Source organism: Polaromonas sp. P1_F2 (assembly GCF_056405735.1).
In genome coordinates, this window is record NZ_JBFUBN010000020.1 from 1 (window position 1) to 17,327 (window position 17,327).

Genomic DNA, 17,327 nt, shown 5'->3' on the forward strand with positions numbered 1-17,327 from the left:
GGGACGGGGCAATCGGGATCGGGGACAAAACACAAAGAACAAACCAAGACAAACAAGGACTCGCCACGGCGAGTCCTTGTGGTTTTCAGTATTTGGATTTGGTATTCCTTCCCCACCCCTTGTGGATGCGCCGAGGAGCGCAGGGCCAGACGGATCAGGGATCGCGCTTGTCTGAGCGAAGCGAGTTTAGCGAGACCCCGCCGTAGTCGAGCACCGCAGGTTGCCCCGCAGCGAAGCGTAGGGGACCCAGACTGCGGGTCGCCTTTTCTTTTGCTTACTTTTCTTTTGGCGAAGCAAAAGAAAAGTGAGTAGCCGCCGGGCTACCCCCGGCCAGCAGGTCTGAGCAGAAGACGGAGAGAGGGAAAGCGCGCAAGCCGGCGCAAGACCCGCTCTCAAATCTCAATTTTGCTACCCAACTCCACAACAGAGTTATTAGGCAAATTCAAAAAATCCGCCGCCCCACTCGCGTTATGGTGCATCTGCGCAAACAGCTTCTCACGCCACGGCGCCATGCCGCTGCCGATGGTCGGGATCACGGTGTCGCGCGAAAGGAAGTAGCTGGTGGTCATGGACTCCAGCTCGCAGCCCCGGCCCTTGATCTGCTGCAAGGCCTTGGGCAGGTCCAGGTCGTTCTTGAAACCATAGTGCACATTGACCTGCCAGCAGTCATGCCCCAGCGCGTGGATCTCCAGGCGCTTGTTCATGCCTATCCAGGGGATCTCGTGGTTGCGCACGGTCACGAACAGGTTCTGCTCGTGCAGCACCTTGTTGTGCTTGAGGTTATGCAGCAGCGCGTTGGGCACGCTGCCGGGTTCGGCGGTCAGGAAAACGGCCGTGCCTTCGACACGGGCCGGCGGGCTGACAAAAACGGCGTCCAGGAAGCTGGGCAGGTCGATCGCGTCGGCGCGCAGCTTTTCATTGAGCAGGTGGCGGCCTTCTTTCCAGGTGATCATCAGCGTGAAGACCGCGCCGCCGATCACCAGCGGGAACCAGCCGCCGGCGAACAGCTTCATGAGGTTGGAGGCGAAGAAGGCGAAGTCGACGACAAAGAAAACACCGGTGGCCGCGATACACAGGCTCAGCGGGTACTTCCAGCCGTAACGGATCACGTAGAAGGTCAGGATGGTGGTGATCAGCATGTCGGTGCAGACCGCGATGCCGTAGGCGGCCGCCAGGTTGCTGGACGAGCGGAACATCACCACCGCGAGCACGATGGTGATGAACAGGCCCCAGTTGACGAAAGGCATGTAGATCTGACCGGTGTCGCGCACGCTGGTGTGCTGGATGTTCAGGCGCGGCAAATAGCCCATCTGGATGGCCTGTTTGGTCACGCTGAAGGCGCCGGTGATCAGGGCCTGGGAGGCGATCACCGTGGCCATGGTGGCCAGGCCCACCAGCGGCAGCAGCGCCCACTCGGGCGCCATCAGGAAGAACGGATTTTTCACGGCCGCCGGATTGCTGATCAGCAGGGCGCCCTGGCCGAAGTAGTTGAGCACCAGCGAGGGCATGACCACCGAGAACCAGGCCAGGCGTATCGGCTTCTTGCCGAAATGGCCGAGGTCGGCGTAGAGCGCCTCGGCGCCGGTCACGCACAGCACCACCGCGCCCAGGATGATGAAGGTGGTGCCGGGGTTGGCCCACATGAACATCAGGGCGTAATGCGGGCTGAGTGCCACCAGGATATGGGGATTGGTCGCGATCTGCGAAATGCCCAGCAGCGCCAGCACGCCGAACCAGACCAGTGTGATGGGCCCGAAAAATTTGCCAATGCCGGCCGTACCGTGCTTTTGCACAGCGAAGAGGGCAAAAAGGATCACCAGTGTGATCGGGATCACGCCCTGTTTGAAGGCCGGCGAGACGACTTCCAGGCCCTCGACGGCCGACAGCACTGAAATCGCCGGTGTGATGACGCCGTCGCCGTAAAACAGCGAGGTGCCGAAGATGCCGACGATCAGCAGGGTCTTGCGCAGCTGCGGCTTGTCTTTCACCGCAGTGGACGCCAGCGCCAGCATGGCGATCAGGCCGCCTTCGCCGTTGTTGTCGGCACGCAGCACGAGTGCCACGTACTTGATGGAAACGATGACGGTCAGCGTCCAGAAGAAGATGGACAGGATGCCGTAGACGTTGTCGGGGGTGAAGGGGACGTGCCCGGAACCGAAAACTTCCTTGACGGCATACAGGACGCTGGTTCCGATGTCGCCGTAGACGACACCGATGGCGCCCAGGGTGAGCGCCGCGAGGGATGATTTTTTACTGGACACAAAAACTTCCCGTCTTTGCGCTTGGCCCGTTCGAGCGGGTCCAAAGCGGCGGGAATGGTTACCTTTGGGAGTGCTATTTTGCGCCCAGGTGCCGGGCTTGCAAGTGGGCGGGCATGCCTAAATCCAACTAATCCCTATTTTGTTGCACCGCAACAACTTGTAACAGAGCAGCCCGATAGAGGGCTAAAGCCGATGCGTCGCCTCGTGCCGGTTAATGCTATCTATTTAAGAGTGCGCCATGCCCGGCCTGGCAGGCCAAAAACCGGTATAGCCATGAAAAAAGCCCCTCGCGGGGGCTTTTTCAGTCGTAAACCTCGGCGTCCGGGTCGGTGGCTTCGAGTTCGTAACTCGCGGCCAGCATGGCCAGCCGCGCGATCACGCCATACATATAGAAGCGGTTGGGGTTGCTGGAGCCGGGCTTCTCGCCGGGTTGCGGCAGGCGGCCGCTGTCGGCGAAGGCCAGCGGCACGAAGCTGGCGCCGGGCGCGTTGAGGTTCTCGTCCACGCCGCGCTCGGCATGCACGCGGTAGAAGCCGCCGACGACGTAGCGGTCCATCATGTAGACCACGGGCTCGGCCACGGCGTCGTTGACGCGCTCGTTGGTCAGCACGCCTTCCTGGATGATCACCTCTGACAGCGCCTGGCCGTCCTTGGTGGTGCTCATCTTGTTTTTGGTCTTGCGGTTCAGCGCTTCGAGGTCTTTCACGTCGCGTACCGTCATGATGCCCATGCCGTAAGTGCCGTTGTCGGCCTTGACGACGACAAAAGGCTTTTCGTTGATGCCGTATTCCTTGTACTTGCGCTTGATCTTGGTCAGCAGCGCGTCGACGTTGGTGGTCAGGCACTCCATGCCGGTGTTCTCGGCGAAGTTGACCTCGCCGCATTGCGCGAACATCGGGTTGATCAGCCAGGGGTCTATGCCCAGCAGCTTGCCGAAGCGCTTGGAAATCTCTTCATAGGCCTTGAAGTGGTGCGATTTGCGACGCACCGACCAGCCCGCGTGCAGTGGCGGCAACAGGTACTGCTCGTTGATGTCTTCCAGGATGCCGGGGATGCCGGCCGACAGGTCGTTGTTCAGCAGGATGGTGCAGGGGTCGAAGTCTTTCAGGCCCAGGCGCCGGTCGGTGCGGATCAGCGGCTCTATCGTGATGGTCTCGCCGGTCGGCAGGTTTAAGGTGGTGGGTTCCTTGATGTCGGCGCTCAGCGAGCCGAACCGCACGTTCAGGCCCGCCTGGTGGAAGATGCGCTTGAGCTGCAGCACGTTGGACAGGTAAAAGCTGTTGCGCGTGTGGTTCTCGGGCACGACCAGCAGGTTGCGCGCTTCCGGGCAGATTTTCTCGATCGCGGCCATGGCGGCCTGCACCGCCAGCGGCAGCATCTCGGGCGTGAGGTTATTCCAGCCGCCGGGGTAGAGGTTGGTGTCCACCGGGGCCAGCTTGAAGCCCGCGTTACGGATGTCGACCGAGCTGTAGAACGGCGGCGTGTGCTCCATCCACTCCAACCGGAACCAGCGCTCGATCGCGGGGGTGGAGTCCAGGACGCGTTGTTCGAGTTCGTTGATGGGGCCGTTCAGGGCGGTGATGAGGTGCGGAACCATTCGGCCACTTTCGATAGGGGAATCTGTTATTTGCTTCGGTTATAGCTGACCGAATTTTAGGGATATTGGGATGGGATACCCGGGTTACAAGGGGTAACGCCAACGCAAGCCATCCAAAAATCCGTGGGCCGGGGTCGCGGCCCGGCATGCCCTCAGGAGCGCACTTCGCCCTGCCCCAGCACCACATATTTAAGGGAGGTCAGCCCTTCAATGCCGACCGGCCCGCGCGCATGGAACTTGTCGGTACTGATGCCGATTTCGGCGCCCAGCCCGAACTCGAAGCCATCGGCGAAGCGGGTGCTCGCATTCACCATGACGCTGGCCGAGTCCACCTCGCGCATGAAGCGCTGGGCATGCATGTGGTCGCGCGTGAGGATGGCGTCGGTGTGGTGGCTGGAATAGTGGTTGATGTGGGCGATGGCTTCATCAATGCCGTCCACCACCTTGATGCTGATGATGGGCGCCAGGTATTCCTCGTACCAGTCCTGCTCGCTGGCGGCCGTGGTGTTGGCGCCTTTGATGCCGGACAGGATGGCCAGCGCGTCCGGGTCGCAGCGCATTTCTACGCCTTTCGCGGCGTAGATCGCGCCGATTTTCGGCAGGAAAGCGGCGGCCACGCCGCGCGCCACCAGCAAACCTTCGCTGGCATTGCAGGGGCTGTATTTTTGGGTTTTGGCGTTGTCGGCCACGTTCACGGCCATCTCCAGGTCGCAGGGGTCGTCGACGTACACATGGCAGTTGCCGTCCAGGTGCTTGATGACCGGCACCTTGGCGTCGCGGCTGATGCGCTCTATCAGGCCCTTGCCGCCGCGCGGGATGATGACGTCCACATACTGCGGCATGGCGATCAGGTGGCCGACGGCCTCGCGGTCGGTGGTAGGCACCAGCAGCACGGCATCGGGCGGCAGGCCGGCGTCGGCCAGGGCCTGCTGCACCAGCGCCGCCAGCGCCTTGTTCGATTCGATCGCTTCCGAGCCGCCGCGCAGTATGCAGGCGTTGCCGCTTTTGATCGCCAGCGACGCGGCTTCAATCGTCACATTGGGCCGGCTTTCGTAAATCATGCCGAACACGCCGATGGGCACGCGCATCTGGCCGACGCGTATGCCGCTGGGCTGCTCCTTCATGCCGATGATGTCGCCGATCACGTCGGCCATGGCGGCCAGCTGCTCGCAGCCCTGGGCCACGGTGTCAATGATCTTGGGGGTGAGCTTGAGCCGGTCCAGCAGGGGGCCGGCCAGGCCGGCGGTTTGGGCGCGCTCCAGGTCGCGCTGGTTGGCCGTCTCCAGCGCTGCCGTGTTTTTTCGCAGCGCCTTGGCCAGGTTCAGCAAGGCCTTGTTCTTGACGGCCGCCGGCGCGCGCGCCAGCTCAGCCGAAGCCGCTTTAGCCCGGGTTCCCAGCAATTCCATCAAGCGCGGGACGTCGCTGGCGATATCGCTGGAAGAGGAAAGGGCTTTTTGGAGGTCGGGCGCGTTCATCCGGACCATTTTAGGCCTGCCGGAGGGGCCCCGCGGCGCACGGGTTATGCCTGCCTGGTGCGCCCCGGTCCTTGCATAGCGCATTGCTCGCACACCATGCCGGCCAGGCGGTGCAGGGCCTGCCAGCCGTCGGCAGGCCAGTCGGGCTGCTTCAGGCCCTTGACGATGCCGTCGACCTTGTGGGCGGCGTGCAGCAGGTTGGCCAGGGTGGTGTCGCCAATCTGCGGCAGCACGCGCTCGAACAATTTTTCCTTGATGCCCCAGACGCGGTTTTCGCGCAGCGCCATGGGCATGGGCCGGCCGGCGCTAATGGCATCTTTCACGCGTTTCATGCTGCGGATGTCCTCGGCCAGCGCCCAGTGCACCAGCACTTCGGATTCGCCTTCGGACTGCAGGCCGTCCAACATGCGCGCCACGCGCACCGACTGGCCACCAAGCACGGCTTCGGAGAGCTTGAAGACGTCATAGCGCGCCACGTTGAGCACGGCGTTTTCCACTTGGTCGAAACTGAGGATACCGTCGCTGCCGCCGGATTGGGCCGGGTAGAGCAGGCCCAGCTTCTGGATTTCCTGGTGCGCGGCCAGCAGGTTGCCCTCGACCCGGTCGGCGAAAAACTGCAGCGTGCGCTGGCCTTCCTCGCCGGCGGCCACGCGCTGGCCTTGCTGCTGCAGGCGCTGGGCGATCCACTGCGGCAGGTTGCGCCTGTCGATGGGGTCGAACTTGACGGTGACGCCGAAGCTCTCGAGCGCACCGAACCAGGCGCCCTTGGCCGTCATGCTGTCCAGCCGCGGCAGCATGACCAAAGTGAGGGTGGAGTCGTCGCCTTGCGCGCGCTCGGCGATCTGCTGTAACGCGACCGAGCCGTCCTTGCCGGGCTTGCCGCTGGGGATGCGGATTTCCACAATCTGCTTGTCGGCGAACAGGCTCAGCGAACCGCCGCTGGCCAGCACCTCGCTCCAGTCGAAATGCGCGCCGGCCACGGTGTGCACGGTGCGTTCGGTGTAGCCCTGGGCGCGAGCCGAGGCGCGCAGCGCGTCGGCGAACTCCTGCACCAGCAGGGGCTCGTCGCCGTGCAGGGTGTACAGGCTCTTCAAGCCGCGCTTGAGGTGTTCCTGGAGTTGGGCGGGGGCCAGATTCATGGGAGGGAGTTTAGCGGTTGGGCTTGTGCGGGCGTTCAGAGTTTGCTGGTCGACAGCAGCAGGCTGGTTTCGGTGTTGGCGATGCCTTCAAGCAGGCGTATGCGGCTCAGCACGCTGTCAAAGGCTTCCAGGCTGTCGGCCTGCAGCTCGGCCACCATGTCCCAGCGGCCGTTGGTGGTATGCAGCGCGCTCACGGCCGGGTCGCCGCGCAAGGCCGCCAGCACGGCCGCCGTGCGGTTGCCTTCCACCGCCACCGTCATGAAGGCGCGTATGCGGTGGCCTTCGGCCTGGGGTTTGAGGCGCACGGTGTAGCCGGTGATGGTGCCGTCGGCCTCCAGCCGGGCCAGCCGGTTCTGCACCGTACCGCGCGAGACCCGCAAGACCTTGGCCAGCGAGGCGACGGAGGCCCGGGCGTTGTCACGCAGCAGGGACAGCAGTTGGCGGTCGGTATCGTCCATGCGCGCATTTTATTGGCATAACGCCAATTGAAGCTGGCTATTTGTTCAAACAATGGATAAATCTGATCAACTTACTGACTTTTATTTGGCACAAGCACTGCGGACAATCGAAATCAACACAGGACCGGGAGCCCCATCATGGTTGACTACATTGGCATTGAGAGCATCCAGAAAATCGTGCGCCAGCGCGGCGCCGCCGCCTTCATCGAGGGCCTGGCCGGCGAAATCGAGCATGACTACCGGCGCTGGAACGATTTCGACAAGTCGGCGCGCCACGCCATCCATTCGCCCGACGGCGTGATCGAACTGATGCCGACCAGCGACGGCCACCAGTATTCCTTCAAGTACGTCAACGGCCATCCCAAGAACACCGAACTGGGCCTGCTGACGGTCACCGCCTTCGGTGTGCTGGCCGACGTGGACACCGGCTACCCCTTGTTGCTGTCCGAGCTCACCATCACCACCGCGCTGCGCACCGCCGCCACCTCGGCACTGGCTGCCAAATGGATGGCCAGGCCGGACAGCCGCGTCATGGCCATCATCGGCAACGGCGCGCAAAGCGAATTCCAGGCGATCGCCTTTCACCACATGCTGGGCATACGCGAGATGCGGCTGTTCGACATCGACGCGGCCGCGAGCGACAAACTGGCCCGTAACCTGCATGCGATGGCGCTGCGCGATTTGCGCGTGACGATCTGCCGGTCCGCGGCAGAAGCCGTGAAAGGCGCCGACATCGTGACCACCATCACCGCTGACAAGCGCAACGCCGTCATCCTGACGCCCGAGATGATCAAACCCGGCATGCACCTGAACGCCGTCGGCGGCGACTGCCCCGGCAAGACCGAGCTGCACGCCGACATCCTGCTGCGTTCCGACACGCGTGTGGTGGTCGAGTTCGAGCCGCAGTCGCGCATCGAAGGCGAGATCCAGCAGATGCCGGAGGACTTCAAGGTGGCCGAATTCGCCGACGTGCTCAAGGGTACGGCCGTGGGGCGCGCGTCGCCTCTTGAGGTCACGATTTTTGACTCGGTCGGCTTCGCGCTGGAGGACTACTCGGCCCTGCGCTACCTGCACAAGCTGCAGCTGGCCGACGCTGCGAATCGCCGACAAATCGACTTGGTGCCGCATCTGGACAACCCCAAGGACCTGTTCGGCTTGYTGGCCCCGGCCGCAGCCCGTACAGTCAAGGCTACCCGTCTGGACACAACCCCCGAAATGGCCCGTTGATGAGCATCACCGTTGACCTGATAGGCGCGCCCACCGACATAGGCGCGGGCAGCCGCGGCGCGTCCATGGGCCCCGAGGCCCTGCGCGTGGCCGGCATTCGCGAAGCGCTGCAGGCGCGCGGCCTGGAGGTCGCCGACACCGGCAACCTGGCCGGCCCGACCAACCCCTGGCTGCCGCCAGCCGACGGTTACAGGCACCTGGATGAAGTGGTCGACTGGAACAGGTCCGTGCATGAAGCCATGTACCAGAGCCTGGCCGCCGGCCGCCTGCCCATCCTGCTGGGCGGTGACCATTGCCTGGGCATAGGTTCCATCAGCGCGGTGGCGCGGCACTGCCGCGCCACCGGCAAGAAACTGCGGGTGCTCTGGCTGGACGCGCACACCGACTTCAACACCAACGCCCTCACGCCCACCGGCAATGTGCACGGCATGCCGGTGGCGGTGCTCTGCGGCCACGGCCCGGCCGAGCTCACCGGCATAGGCGGCACAACGCCGGCCATGAGCCCCTCGGCCATCCGGCAAATCGGCATCCGCAGCGTGGACGAAGGCGAAAAGCGCTTTGTGCGCCAGCAGGGGCTGGAGGTGTTCGACATGCGCTACATCGACGAGATGGGCATGCGCCACACCATGGAAAAGGCGCTGGCCGGCATGGATGCCGGCACCCACCTGCACGTGAGCTTCGACGTGGATTTCCTGGACCCGTCCATCGCGCCGGGCGTAGACACCGCCATCAAGGGCGGGCCGACCTACCGCGAGGCCCAGCTGTGCATGGAGATGATCGCCGACACCGGCCTGCTGGGCTCGCTCGACGTGATGGAACTCAACCCGGCGCTGGACGTGCGCAACGGCACGGCCGAAGTCGCGGTGGACCTGATCGAGAGCCTGTTCGGCAAGAGCACGCTGATGCGGGCTTGATGCCCGCGGGCCCGATTTACAGCTCCGTCACGGCCGCCAGGCGGCGCATGATTTGCTGGACCACGTCACCCTGCATGTCGCGGTAAAGCAGGGCCTCTTCGGCTTCCTTGGCCAGCACGGCGGATTCGTTGAAGCTGATGTCGCGCTGCTGCAGGATTTCGGTGTCGGGAATCAACTCCTTGCCCGCGAGCGTGCGCAGCCTGAAGCGAAAGCGCAGCCGCAGCTGGAACTCGCGCACCTGGCCCGAGGCGTTGGTGCTGAGCACCACTTTTTCGCGCTGGTCGCCCAGCACGTCGAGAACCACCTGCGCTTCGTTGAGGCGGCGGGGGTCGGAGATCACTTCCACCTTGCGGGTGGACTGCAGCGAGCGCCTGAGTTCCACGCCCAGCGGTGAGCTTTCGCCCAGGGAGGAGTACAGCGTGCTGAAGGCGAAATTGGGCGCCTTGCGCAGCGCGAAGCCGCAGCCGCTGAGGCTCAGGGCGGCGGCGGTTGCCGACAGGGAGAGGAATGCGCGACGCTGCATGGCTTGCCTTCTCTTCGTTGAAACGGTCTCAGATGACGATGTTGACCAACCGGCCGGGAACCACGATCACCTTTTTGGCGGGCGCGCCCGCGGCCTGTTTGGTGAAAGCTTCCGACGCCAGCGCGGCCGCCTCGATGGCGGCCTTGTCGGCGCCGGCCGGCACCGTGACGGCGCCGCGCAGCTTGCCGTTGATCTGCAGCACCAGTTCGATCTCGTCCTGCTGCAACGCGGCGGCATCCACCTGGGGCCAGGGGGCGTCGAGCAACTCGCCGTGCTGCGCGGCATAACCGAGCTGCGACCACAACGCGTGCGCCAGGTGAGGTGTTGCCGGGTACAGGCAGCGCAGCAGGATGCCGAAGCCTTCGCGCAGCGCGGCGTCGGAGCCGGCCGATGCCGCGCCCTTGAAGTCTTCCAGTGCGTTGAGCAGCTTCATGTTGCCCGACACCACGGTGTTGTACTGCATGCGCTGGTAGTCGTAGTCGATCTGCTTGAGCACGGTGTGGATTTCCAGGCGCAAGGCCTTGGTGTCCTTGTCGAACGCGGGCGCGCCGCCTTCGGGCTGCTTGCCGGCGCCGAGCTTGACGCCGAAATTCCAGACGCGGCGCAGGAAGCGGTAAGAACCTTCCAGCGCGGCATCGTTCCATTCAAGCGTGGTGTCGGGCGGCGCGGTGAACATGGTGTAGAGCCGGGCGGTGTCCGCGCCGTACTTCTCGATCAGGTCTTGCGGATCCACGCCGTTGTTCTTGGACTTGGACATGGTGGTCCAGCCCTCGTAGGGCACCGGCAGGCCGTCGGCCTTGGCGGTGGCGGAGATCACCTTGGCGTGTTCGTCGCGCACGATGTCGAGTTCGTGCGCCCAGAAATACTGCTTGCCGGTGGTGGTGCGCGAAAAAGCCTCGTTGAGCACCATGCCTTGCGTCAGCAGCTTGGTGAAGGGCTCGTCGACCGTCACCAGGCCCAGGTCGCGCATGACCTTGGTCCAGAAGCGCGCATACAGCAGGTGCAGGATGGCATGCTCGATGCCGCCTATGTACTGGTCCATGGGCATCCAGTAATTGGCGCCGTCGGCCACCATCTTCTCGCTGTTCTTCGGGTCGCAGTAGCGCATGAAGTACCAGGACGAGTCGACAAAGGTGTCCATGGTGTCGGTCTCGCGGCGGCCGGGCTTGCCGCAGACGGGGCAGACCACGCCGGCATGGAAGCCCGCGTGCTTGTGCAGCGGGTTGCCCGAGCCGTCGGGCACGCAGTCCTGCGGCAGCACCACGGGCAGGTCTTTTTCGGGCACCGGCACCGCGCCGTGCTCTTCGCAATGGATGATGGGAATCGGCGTGCCCCAGTAGCGCTGGCGGCTCACGCCCCAGTCGCGCAGGCGCCAGGTGGTTTTTTTCTCGCCCAGGCCCTTGACGGCGAGGTCGGCAGCGACGGCGTCGACGGCGGCCTTGCAGCCCAGGCCGTCGTATTTGCCGGAGTTGATGGTCACGCCCTGCTGCTTGTCGCCGTACCAGTCGGCCCAGGCGTCGGTGCTGTAGGCCTGGCCTTTGACGTCGACCACCTGCTTGATGGGCAGGCCGTATTTTTTGGCGAACTCGAAGTCGCGCTCGTCATGCGCGGGTACGCCCATCACGGCGCCGTCGCCGTAACTCATGAGCACGTAGTTGCCGACCCAGACTTCGACCTTGCCGCCGATGAGCGGGTGCGTGACGAAAAGGCCGGTGGGCACGCCTTTTTTCTCCTGCGTGGCGAGTTCGGCTTCGGTCGTGCCGCCGGCCTTGCTTTCTTCGATGAAGGCCGCGACCGTGGGGCTGGAGGCGGCGGCGTGCAGGGCCAGCGGGTGTTCGGGCGCCACGGCGCAGAAGGTCACGCCCATGATGGTGTCGGCGCGCGTGGTGAAGACGTACATCTTTCCATCGCCGATCAGCTTGCCGGAGGCATCCTGGACGTCGTGCGTGAAGGCAAAGCGCACGCCTTCGCTCTTGCCGATCCAGTTCTCCTGCATCAGCTTGACGCGCTCGGGCCAGCCGGGCAGCTTGTGGCTGACGCTGTCGAGCAGCTCTTCGGCATAGGCCGTGATCTTGAGGTAGTAGCCGGGGATCTCGCGTTTTTCCACCACGGCGCCGGTGCGCCAGCCCTTGCCGTCTATGACCTGTTCATTGGCCAGCACGGTCTGGTCGACCGGGTCCCAGTTCACGACCTGCGTCTTGCGGTAGGCGATGCCTTTTTCCAGCATCTTGAGGAACAGCCACTGGTTCCACTTGTAGTAAGACGGGTCGCAGGTCGCGACTTCGCGGCTCCAGTCGATGGCCAGCCCCATCGCCTGCATCTGCTTTTTCATGTAGGCGATGTTGTCGTAGGTCCACTGCGCCGGCGGCACTTTGTTTTTCATGGCGGCGTTTTCGGCCGGCAGGCCGAAGGCGTCCCAGCCCATGGGCATCAAGACGTTGTAGCCCTTCATGCGCAGGTGGCGCGTGAGCATGTCGTTGATGGTGTAGTTGCGCACATGGCCCATGTGCAGCTTGCCGCTGGGGTAGGGCAGCATGGAGCAGGCGTAGTACTTCTTGCGGCCGGCGTCTTCCGTCACGCGGTAGGCGTCGGCGGCGGTCCAATGGGCTTGAGCGTCGCGCTCAACGTCGAGGTGGTTGTATTTGTCTTGCATGGAGAACCGGAAAGCGGAAAGCGGAAAACGGAAAGAAAACGGAACAGGAAACAGGGAGAAAGCCCGGCGGCGCGGGCGCGCGGCCGATTGCCGCGAATCCCCGATTTTAGGGGCAGGGGCGGTATCCGCGCCGCTTAGCGGCTCACCGCCGGGCCGGAAGGGTTGTCGGCCACAAAGCCGATGCGGTTGAGCCCGGCTTTTTGCGCCACGCCCATCACCTGGACCACCTTGCCATAAGGCACACCCTCGTCGGCCCGCAGCTGGACCTCCGTATCGGGGTTCTGGGCGGAGGTTTCGGCCAGCCGGCCGGCCAGTTCGTCCATGTTCAGGGGCTTGTCGTTCAGGAAGGCCTGGCCGGTTTTGTCGACCACCAGGGTGACGAATTTCGGGGCATCGGCTGGTTTGGCGGCGTCGGTCTTGGGCAGGTCCAGCCGTATGCTGCTGGCCAGCAGGGGCGCGGTGATGATGAAGATGACCACCAGCACCAGCATCACGTCCACCAGCGGGGTGACATTGATGTCGCTCATGGGCTGGGGCCCAGGCGTGCGTTCAAGGCGTCCGAAAGCCATGGTCAGGCCTTGTGCGCCAGGAGCTCGCGCAAATCGCGGGCGAAGCCCTCAAGGTCGGCTTCGATGCGGCCTATGTAGCGGCCGAAGATGTTGTAAGCCAGCACGGCCGGGATGGCCACGGCCAGGCCGGCGGCCGTCATGATGAGGGCCTCGCCGACGGGACCTGAGACCTTGTCGATGGTGATCTGGCCGGCCGAAGCGATGCCGACCAGCGCGTGGTAAATCCCCCAGACCGTGCCCAGCAGCCCCACAAAAGGCGCGGTGGAGCCGACGGTGGCCAGCAGGACCTGGCCGAACTGCAGCTTGTGCAGCACGGCGTGCAGCGCGTCGCGCAGCACACGGGTCAATTGCTGGGACTTGTCGCCCGCCGTGGCCAGCGTGCCGCCGGCCGGGAGGGCCGTCGCGGCGATCAGCGGCAGCACCAGGGCTTCGCGGTCGAAAGCGGCGACTTTTTCCCGGGCTTGTTCGACCGAGGCCGATTGCCAGAAGGCGGCGGTGCTGCGCGCGACGTCGCCACCGGCACGGCGAAGCAGCCAGGTTTTCCAGAGGATCACGACCCAGCTCGCGACCGACATGCCCAGCAACAGGATGGCCACCAGCTGGCTGACGATACCGCCTTGGGTCATGAGGCTGAAGAAGTCCATCCGGTTACACCTTTGAAGCTGCCGCGGCCTGCGCCGCGTTTATTTTTTGAGGCCCAGCACGTCGAACATGTCGAAAAGGCCGGTGGCATGGCCGTCCAGGAAGCGGGCGGCGCGCAGGCTGCCCTGGGCATAGTTGCTGCGGCTGGACGACTTGTGGCTGATCTCTATGCGTTCGCCGGTGCCCAGAAACATCACGGTGTGGTCGCCGACGACGTCGCCGCCGCGCACGGCGGAAAAGCCGATGGACAGGGGATCGCGTTCGCCCGTCACGCCTTCGCGCGCATAGACACCACAGTCTTTGAGGTCGCGGCCCAGCGCGCCGGCGATCACCTCGCCCATCTTGAGTGCGGTGCCGGAAGGCGCGTCGACCTTGTGGCGGTGGTGCGCCTCGACGATTTCAATGTCGTAGCCGGTGGACAGGGCCTGTGCCGCCATCTCGAGCAGCTTGAGCGTGACGTTGACCCCCACGCTCATGTTGGGCGCCATGACGATGGCGATGTCTTTGGCGGCGGCGGCGATTTCTGCTTTCTGCGCCTCCGAGAAGCCCGTGGTGCCTATGACCAGCTTGACGCCCATTTCGCGGCAGGCCGCCAGGTGGGCCAGCGTGCCTTCGGGGCGGGTGAAGTCGATCAACACGCGGGAGTCTTTTAAACCCTGGCGGATGTCGGCGTTGATGAGCACGCCGCTGGCGCGGCCCGAGAACGCAGCGGCGTCGGTGCCCACGGCCGGGCTGGAGGCCAGGTCAAGCGCGCCGGCCAGCTGGCAATCGGTACTGGCGGCGATGGCTTCGACCAGCATCTGGCCCATGCGGCCGCTGGCGCCCGCCACCGCGACCCTGTGACGGCGGGCCTGGTTGAGGGCCGCCCCGCTCACTGTTTCGGGCCTTCGAGGGGAGGGTAGCTGGTGGCCGGCGTGCCGGCGGGCACGCTGGCGGGCGCCGCGGCGCTGGCCGAGGCGGATTTGGGTTTTTCGGCGGCCTTCAGCTGCGCTTCGGTGGCTTCCAGCACAGGCACGTCACCCAGCTTGCGCCGGTTGCCCAGCTTGGAGATGAATTCGGTCTCGCTCGGCATGGCGTCGCCTTCAAAGCGCTCCAGCTGGTCGTTCTTGAAGAACACCGTGTACTTGTAGGACTGGGGCTCCACGCCCTGGCGCTTCAGGGTGAAAACGTAATCCCAGCGGTCGGCGTGGAACAGGCTGGCCATCAGCGGCGTGCCCATCGTGGCCTTGACCTGGTCGCGCGTCATGCCGGCTTTCAGCTGTTCGACCTGCTCCTTGGAGACGAAGTTGCCCTGGATGACGTCGATCTTGTAGGGGGTCACCCAGTTGACCGGGTTCATGGAGCTGCCGCCCATGCCGCCGCAGGACGCCAGCACCGTGCAAGCCAGGAGCAGGAAAGCGGTTCGGGCGCTGTAACGATGATTTGCAGGCATGGCTGACATAGTAAGGGGGTGTAGCGATATGATTGTTCATTGTAGCGGCTGGGGGCTCCCGGCCTGCGCCTGCCCTGAAGGGTCACAACCGCCGCGTCACACCGGTTTCACCCAGAGAGTTTTCCCATGAGCAACATCGACGAACTGAAAAATACCGGCCTCAAGGCAACTTTGCCGCGCTTGAAAATCCTGGAGATTTTTCAGGCGGGCAAACAGCGCCACATGACGGCCGAAGACGTGTTCCGGGTGCTGCTCGAAGAGCGTTCGGACATCGGCCTGGCCACCGTCTACCGCGTGCTGACCCAGTTCGAGCAGGCCGGCCTGTTGAATCGCAGCAATTTCGAGTCCGGCAAGGCGGTCTACGAGATCAACGAAGGCCAGCACCACGACCACCTGGTCTGCCTGGATTGCGGCAAGGTCGAGGAGTTTTACGATGCCGAGATCGAAAAACGCCAGCAGTCGGTCGCCAAGTCCAAGGGCTTTACCATCGCCGACCACTCCCTGTCGATCTACGCCAACTGCACCAAGGACAAATGCCCCAACCGCAACGGCATGCCGGTGAGGCATCACCACGCTTGATGGTTCGAGGAATCCCGGTCTGTTGAACGAGGAACAAGCAGGGCGGCCTGAAGGCGCGAAGAAACCGTAGCGAGCGGTCCGAGGTCGCACTGAGGACCGGAGCCGGAAGTTGCCGGGGTCTTGTTCCAGTTCCAGCAGGGGCCGCGGAACCGGCTTTGCCGGGCCGCAGGCGCAGCTCCCCCTCGGGGGGGGGCAGCGTATTACACGAAGTGAAAAGCGTGGGGGCTAATCATCCTGTTCCATGGCGCGTCTGTGCCTTTCGACGAACTCCTGGTAGGTATTGATCCCGCGCAGCTGCAAAATCGCGTTGCGCACCGCGGCTTCCACCAGCACGGCGATGTTGCGGCCGGCCTCGACCTGGATGATGACCTTGCGCACCGGAATGCCCAGCACGTCCTGTGTCAGCGGCTCATAGGGAATGCGTTCGTAGTCGCGCTCCAATGTCTCGCGGCGCACCAGGTGCACGATCATCTTCAGGCGCATCTTGCGGCGCACCGCCGTCTCGCCGAAGATCGCCTTGATGTCGAGCAGGCCTATGCCGCGCACTTCGAGCAGGTTTTGCAGCAGCTCGGGGCAACGCCCCTCGATGGTGGTCTGGTTGATGCGGTACAGGTCCACCGCGTCGTCGGCCACCAGGCCGTGGCCGCGCGAGATCAGCTCCAGGCCCAGTTCGCTTTTGCCCAGGCCCGACTCGCCGGTGATCATCACGCCCAGGCCCAGGATGTCCATGAACACGCCGTGCATCGAAGTGCGGTCGGCAAAGTGCTTGGACAGGTAGGCCCGCAGCACGTCGATCACGAAGGCGGCCGACTCCGGCGTGGAGAACATCGGCAGCTGCGCGCGCTCGCACATGGACAGCAGCGTGTCGGGCGCCACCTGGCCGTCGGCCACGACCAGCACCGGCGGCTCCAGCGTGATGATGCGGGAGATGCGGCGGGCGCAATCCTCGGGGCTGGCATTGGTCAGGTAGGCAACCTCGCGCTCGCCCAGGATCTGCACGCGGTAGGGATGGATGTAGTTGAGGTAACCGACCAGATCGGCGCCGGAACGCGCGGCCCGCACGGCCACTTCGTCGAAGCGCCGCTCGGAGGCCCCCAGGCCGGCGACCCATTCCCATTTCAGGGAAGCGCGGTGGTCTTCAAATAAAACGTCAGCGCTGACGACGGTGGGCTTCATGCCTGCCTGCGATTCGGGAAGGAGGCCTGCGCGGCCTAGGAGCTGACTTCGTGGACGGAGTGCCAGGAAGCGATCAGGTGGTGCAGTCCAGCGGCATCGGTGCTGGTCTTGAGCTGCTCGCGCAGGGTGCTGTCGCTGAGCAACTCGGCGATTTCCGAGAGGATTTCGAGGTGTTTTTGCGTGGCGGCTTCGGGAACCAGCAGAAAAATCAGCAAACCCACTGCCTGCTCGTCCGGCGCGTCAAAGCCGATCGGCGACTGCAGCAGGAACACCGCCGCCATAGGCGCCTTGAGTCCCTTGATGCGGCCGTGCGGGATCGCCACCCCGTGGCCCAGGCCGGTCGAACCCAGGCGTTCACGGGCGAACAGGCTGTCGGTGATCAACGCGCGGTTCAGGCCGTGCTGGTTTTCGAACAGCAGCCCGGCTTCTTCAAAAGCGCGTTTTTTGCTGGTCGCTTCGACGCTGACCAGCACTTGGGAGGGGGGCAATATTTGCGAAAGACGGTTCATAACAATCTTTTAGTCGCCGAATTATGCACTTTGCAGCGGGTTTGCTGGAAAAAGAGGCATAAAAAAGCCGCTTGAGGCTTCAAGCGGCTTCTGTCACACAACTTGCGCGAGCTCTGTACAGGGCGGCCGGGGCGGAAGATTCCGCCGGACCGCACCGGCTGAGGCAGAAAACG

The 17,327-nt window shown here is 64.1% G+C and carries 16 protein-coding genes; 3 read left to right on the plus strand and 13 right to left on the minus strand.

The annotated features are described in order from the left end of the window. Positions 1–392: 392 nt before the first annotated feature. The 5 genes from AC1D0O_RS24465 to AC1D0O_RS24485 form a co-directional block, all read right to left on the minus strand. Positions 393–2,261, minus strand: a complete 1,869-nt coding sequence (locus AC1D0O_RS24465; RefSeq protein ID WP_477656084.1) for a potassium transporter Kup — start codon at positions 2,259–2,261, stop codon at positions 393–395. Between the two features lie 301 nt (positions 2,262–2,562). After that, a complete protein-coding gene (gene gshA, locus AC1D0O_RS24470) occupies positions 2,563–3,858 on the minus strand; it encodes a glutamate--cysteine ligase (protein ID WP_436155906.1) in 1,296 nt (431 codons plus the stop codon). Positions 3,859–4,010: 152 nt separating this feature from the next. Then, complete coding sequence (locus AC1D0O_RS24475) at positions 4,011–5,333, minus strand: glutamate-5-semialdehyde dehydrogenase (RefSeq protein ID WP_477656085.1); 1,323 nt, start codon at positions 5,331–5,333, stop codon at positions 4,011–4,013. A 44-nt stretch (positions 5,334–5,377) separates the two neighbouring features. Further along, positions 5,378–6,472 (minus strand): DNA polymerase III subunit delta, encoded by a 1,095-nt coding sequence (gene holA, locus AC1D0O_RS24480; protein ID WP_477656086.1) that lies wholly within the window; start codon positions 6,470–6,472, stop codon positions 5,378–5,380. A gap of 35 nt (positions 6,473–6,507) precedes the next feature. Then, complete coding sequence (locus tag AC1D0O_RS24485; protein WP_436155908.1) at positions 6,508–6,930, minus strand: Lrp/AsnC family transcriptional regulator; 423 nt, start codon at positions 6,928–6,930, stop codon at positions 6,508–6,510. A gap of 138 nt (positions 6,931–7,068) precedes the next feature. Between AC1D0O_RS24485 and AC1D0O_RS24490 the strand changes: the two genes are divergently transcribed. Next, positions 7,069–8,157, plus strand: coding sequence for an ornithine cyclodeaminase (locus AC1D0O_RS24490; RefSeq protein ID WP_477656087.1), 1,089 nt, complete (start codon positions 7,069–7,071; stop codon positions 8,155–8,157). Continuing rightward, positions 8,157–9,071 carry an arginase gene (rocF, locus tag AC1D0O_RS24495; RefSeq protein WP_477656088.1) on the plus strand — a complete coding sequence of 305 codons (915 nt, stop codon included), beginning with the start codon at positions 8,157–8,159 and terminating at the stop codon, positions 9,069–9,071. The genes AC1D0O_RS24490 and rocF overlap by 1 nt, the downstream gene beginning before the upstream one ends. A 16-nt stretch (positions 9,072–9,087) precedes the next feature. Here the strand turns inward: rocF and AC1D0O_RS24500 are convergent, their stop codons facing one another. From AC1D0O_RS24500 to AC1D0O_RS24525, 6 genes are all read right to left on the minus strand, one after another. Continuing rightward, the gene (locus AC1D0O_RS24500) at positions 9,088–9,594 is read right to left on the minus strand and encodes an LPS-assembly lipoprotein LptE (protein WP_477656089.1); all 507 of its coding nucleotides are present in this window, start codon (positions 9,592–9,594) and stop codon (positions 9,088–9,090) included. A 28-nt stretch (positions 9,595–9,622) separates the two neighbouring features. Continuing rightward, on the minus strand, positions 9,623–12,247 hold the full coding sequence (leuS, locus tag AC1D0O_RS24505; RefSeq protein ID WP_477656090.1) for a leucine--tRNA ligase: 2,625 nt from the start codon (positions 12,245–12,247) through the stop codon (positions 9,623–9,625). Between the two features lie 134 nt (positions 12,248–12,381). Further along, a complete protein-coding gene (locus tag AC1D0O_RS24510) occupies positions 12,382–12,816 on the minus strand; it encodes an ExbD/TolR family protein (protein WP_477656091.1) in 435 nt (144 codons plus the stop codon). Between the two features lie 2 nt (positions 12,817–12,818). Then, on the minus strand, positions 12,819–13,460 hold the full coding sequence (locus AC1D0O_RS24515) for a MotA/TolQ/ExbB proton channel family protein (RefSeq protein WP_477656092.1): 642 nt from the start codon (positions 13,458–13,460) through the stop codon (positions 12,819–12,821). Positions 13,461–13,499: 39 nt separating this feature from the next. Beyond that, positions 13,500–14,333 carry a 4-hydroxy-tetrahydrodipicolinate reductase gene (dapB, locus tag AC1D0O_RS24520; protein ID WP_477656093.1) on the minus strand — a complete coding sequence of 278 codons (834 nt, stop codon included), beginning with the start codon at positions 14,331–14,333 and terminating at the stop codon, positions 13,500–13,502. Further along, a complete protein-coding gene (locus AC1D0O_RS24525) occupies positions 14,330–14,890 on the minus strand; it encodes an outer membrane protein assembly factor BamE (protein WP_477656094.1) in 561 nt (186 codons plus the stop codon). Before AC1D0O_RS24525 ends, dapB begins: the two co-directional genes overlap by 4 nt. Positions 14,891–15,016: 126 nt before the next feature. Here AC1D0O_RS24525 and fur point away from each other — a divergent pair, with 126 nt between their 5' ends. Next, positions 15,017–15,469: a ferric iron uptake transcriptional regulator gene (gene fur, locus AC1D0O_RS24530; protein ID WP_477656095.1), complete on the plus strand. Its 453-nt coding sequence runs from the start codon at positions 15,017–15,019 to the stop codon at positions 15,467–15,469. Between the two features lie 225 nt (positions 15,470–15,694). Here fur and hprK read toward each other — a convergent pair whose 3' ends face one another. Further along, positions 15,695–16,645 (minus strand): HPr(Ser) kinase/phosphatase, encoded by a 951-nt coding sequence (gene hprK, locus AC1D0O_RS24535; protein ID WP_436155918.1) that lies wholly within the window; start codon positions 16,643–16,645, stop codon positions 15,695–15,697. Between the two features lie 35 nt (positions 16,646–16,680). Next, a complete protein-coding gene (locus AC1D0O_RS24540) occupies positions 16,681–17,154 on the minus strand; it encodes a PTS sugar transporter subunit IIA (RefSeq protein ID WP_477656096.1) in 474 nt (157 codons plus the stop codon). Positions 17,155–17,327: the final 173 nt, after the last annotated feature.